Annotated in this window: 4 protein-coding genes; 1 reads left to right on the forward strand and 3 read right to left on the reverse strand. The window is 35.9% G+C overall.

Annotated elements, in window-relative coordinates; all coding sequences use genetic code 11:
- Positions 1–385: 385 nt before the first annotated feature.
- Positions 386–1,609 (reverse strand): GTPase HflX, encoded by a 1,224-nt coding sequence (gene hflX, locus WBN21_RS01475; RefSeq protein WP_424197538.1) that lies wholly within the window; start codon positions 1,607–1,609, stop codon positions 386–388.
- A 62-nt stretch (positions 1,610–1,671) separates the two neighbouring features.
- On the opposite strand from hflX, the gene WBN21_RS01480 reads away from it, so the two are divergent.
- Positions 1,672–2,640, forward strand: a complete 969-nt coding sequence (locus tag WBN21_RS01480; protein ID WP_424197539.1) for an endonuclease — start codon at positions 1,672–1,674, stop codon at positions 2,638–2,640.
- Positions 2,641–2,685: 45 nt separating this feature from the next.
- Here WBN21_RS01480 and WBN21_RS01485 read toward each other — a convergent pair whose 3' ends face one another.
- Complete coding sequence (locus WBN21_RS01485; protein WP_424197540.1) at positions 2,686–3,063, reverse strand: hypothetical protein; 378 nt, start codon at positions 3,061–3,063, stop codon at positions 2,686–2,688.
- A gap of 39 nt (positions 3,064–3,102) precedes the next feature.
- Positions 3,103–3,588: choice-of-anchor J domain-containing protein (locus tag WBN21_RS01490; protein ID WP_424197541.1), on the reverse strand; the 486-nt coding region annotated here is incomplete at its 5' end.

The following is a 3,588-nucleotide window of genomic DNA, read 5'->3' on the forward strand; positions in this document are numbered from 1 at the left end:
CATCACGATATTCCCACAATGGAAAAAGTTTTTGAATTATTATTCCCAGCTGACGAACAGAAATTCCTCGAATCAACTAATGAAGGTGTAAGAAAACCAATGTCTTGGTTCTAAAATAACTATTGCCAACAATGGCTATAAGTAATTGCTTGTTCTCGCCTACTTCTGAAAATCCTCACGGATTTTCAGTTGGGTGTGTACTTGCAAAATTAAGTGCTAAACCACGCAACTACTCATAGCCGAGACCGTTAAACGAACCTCTCCAAAAACAAAACAACCTACAATCTAAAAAAGACATTGGCAAATAGTTGCGTTAGGCCTGCCTGCCGGCAGGCAGGCTCGACCCTTGTGGTAACCTTGCTTCCTGCAGGCAGGCGCCCAAATACTATTCTTCTACTAAACCGTCTTCGTTATATTCTTGATACAAGAAATGATTGTATGGAAAACGCGTGACATGGATTTCGCGAACCTCATCATAAACACGTTTTTTGAAATCTTCTAAATTTTCTTTGTTCAACGCCGAAATAAATAAAGCGTTGTTACCCACTTTATTCATCCAGGTGCTTTTCCATTCTTCTAGAGAATTGTGTTTTTCGGTGCGTTCGGTTTCTAAATCATCATCATCTAGCGGTTCAGCTTTATAGGCATCAATTTTATTGAATACCATTATGGTTGGTTTATCGCCACTTTTAATTTCGCCTAACACTTTTTCTACAGAAGCAATATGCTCCTCGAAATTTGGATGCGAAATATCAACTACATGAAGCAGTAAATCGGCTTCACGTACCTCATCAAGGGTGCTTTTAAAACTATCTACCAATTGTGTTGGCAGTTTTCTGATAAACCCAACAGTATCACTTAGTAAAAACGGCAGATTTTGAATCACCACTTTTCTAACGGTAGTATCTAGCGTTGCAAATAGTTTGTTTTCGGCAAAAACGTCGCTTTTACTAATGACATTCATGAGCGTAGATTTCCCAACATTGGTATATCCAACTAGCGCCACGCGAACCATTTTACCTCGGTTACCACGTTGCACGGCCATTTGCTTATCAATGGTTTTAATACGCTCTTTTAGTAAGGCTATTTTATCGCGTACAATACGTCTATCTGTTTCAATTTCGGTTTCACCAGGACCGCGCATGCCTATTCCCCCTTTTTGGCGTTCAAGGTGTGTCCACATACCTCTTAATCGCGGCAGTAAATATTCGCATTGCGCCAATTCTACTTGCGTTCTTGCGTAACTTGTTTGGGCGCGTTGGGCAAAAATATCGAGTATTAAATTGGTTCTATCTAAAACTTTTACGTTAAGAATTTTACTAATATTTCGTTCTTGCGCAGACGATAATTCATCATCAAAAATTGCGGTACTTATGTCATGTTCCTCAATAAATTGACGCACATCCTCCATTTTCCCCTTTCCTATAAAGGTTTTAGGGTTTGGCATGTCCATTTTTTGAGTAAAACGTTTTACTGCATAACCGCCAGCTGTAAAGGTTAAAAACTCCAGCTCATCTAAATATTCTTTAGATTTTTCTTCGTTTTGTTCTTTAGTAATGACGCCAATTAAAACAGCTCTTTCTAGACTAACATCTTTCTTTTCTATCATGTTACAAAGTTACATAATTGAACTGATTATTATTTTAATATTTTTAATCCTATTTTTGACCCATGACAGAAGCTTTTGAAGATATTCCCGTTCGAGATGACATGCAAACCGTAGCGTTTTATAATGTTGAAAATTTATTCGATTTAAAAAACAACAGACTTAAACATGATAATGATTTTCTGCCAGGATCGGTTAAAAATTGGACTCCAAAACGCTATCAAAACAAATTACGAAAACTGGGTTATGCCATTTCAAATATTGGACAGCGCGAAACAGGAAAGCATCCTGCCTTAGTAGGTTTAGCAGAAGTTGAAAATGCTATTGTTATTAAAGATTTATTAGCATCGAAACATTTAGAAAACTGTCATTACGATTTTGTACATTTTAATTCGCCAGATGAGCGCGGCATTGATGTAGCCCTTTTGTACGATACTACAGTTTTTAAAGTATCGCATTCTGAGGCTTTTGAAGTAAGACTTACTGATGCCGATGGAACTCCAGATTATACTCGAGACGTTTTGTTAGTTTCTGGAATTTTAGAAGGTGAAAAAATACATGTTATTGTAAATCATTGGTCGTCTAGACGTGAAGGTGAAAAGGAAACGGAAGTGAAACGTTTGGCTTCATCTGAAAAAGTGAGTGCTATTATTGACTCATTAAAAAAGGAAGATGAACACACAAAAATTATGGTGTTGGGCGATTTTAATGACACACCACAAAATAGTAGCCTAAAACGCTTGGTTGATAACCATAGCCTTTTTAACCCTATGGAAACATTACGATCTTTTACTCGTGGTTCTGTTAAACACCAACGACAATGGTTTATATTTGATCAGATATTAGTGTCTACCAACTTTTTTAAAAGTTCTGAAAATGAATTCGAATTTTTTAAAGCTAATATTTTTGACGAAGATTTTCTAAAACTTTTTAAAGGTCCATTTAAAGGCTCGCCTTTTAGAACTTATGTTGGACAAAAATACAAAGGTGGTTATAGCGACCATTTTCCGGTTTACTTGATTTTAAAAAAGTAAACGCGTAAACTTCTACGGTGTCATGTTTCTCTTTTTTTGGGATATTTAAACAGCCTGATAAAGAATATATGTCAACCCTAAAACAGCTACTGGTAATAACCAAAGTAACCAAATGTTATAAGACAGTTTTTTCTTTTTAAGCATTTTGGCATTTAAAACTTTTCGTTTTCTACCACCATATTGCATCCAGTTTTTGAAATAAAGAAAAATAGCAACCAAGACAAACAATGTCCATGCCTTTGGAGCATCCATGGTTACTACATGCATTTGTCTAAAAAAGCCAGCAAAAAACACACCTAAAAGTAATAGTAAACAACATTGTAAAACGGTAACATAGAAAGTTGCAATGTTGTTAGCTTTTTTACTTTTTTTAGTTTTGTAATGCTGAAAAAAGTGAAAGAATAAGGCGTCGAAGGTTGTCATAAATTTATTTAGAATGCCAAAGGTAAAACTAAAGTTTTACTATTCAACATAATCCACACTAATCTCATCCAATTCATAAATACCATCAAAAGTAGCTTGTCCGCTTCCTGTATATTTAAATGCAATATGAATCGTTCCTGTAATGCATGATAAATCAACATTTCCAGAATTAAACCATTCTGCAAATGAATCAGAATCTTTAACTACATACGCTGCAGATAATACGCCCCAAGTTGCCGAGGTTATATTTGCTTCATTTCCATCCCAATCTAGGGAATACAAAACCTCCATATAACTACTATCAGCCAAACTATTTGAGGTTTTAAAACGCAACGTTTCGCCAGAATGTAAATCCAAATTTATAACTGGCGTAATCAACCAACCAATATTACTTGCATCGCCCGAACTAGCTGATTGAAACCTTGCTGAACGCCCTAATGAAGCATTTGATGATGTGGACGAATAACCTTCCCAAGCCTCAGTACCCGTTTCCATATAGTTTGTCCATCCATCAATTTCTACTGG

Source organism: Algibacter sp. (assembly GCF_049667265.1).
In the GTDB taxonomy this organism is placed as follows: Bacteria; Bacteroidota; Bacteroidia; order Flavobacteriales; family Flavobacteriaceae; genus Algibacter_B.

Bases quoted from the DNA above. Each gene is read 5' to 3' on its own strand.
- WBN21_RS01480 (WP_424197539.1), top strand. From the start codon at position 1,672: ATGACAGAAGCTTTTGAAGATATTCCCGTTCGAGATGACATGCAAACC.
- WBN21_RS01485 (WP_424197540.1), bottom strand. From the start codon at position 3,063: ATGACAACCTTCGACGCCTTATTCTTTCACTTTTTTCAGCATTACAAA.
- hflX (WP_424197538.1), bottom strand. From the start codon at position 1,609: ATGATAGAAAAGAAAGATGTTAGTCTAGAAAGAGCTGTTTTAATTGGC.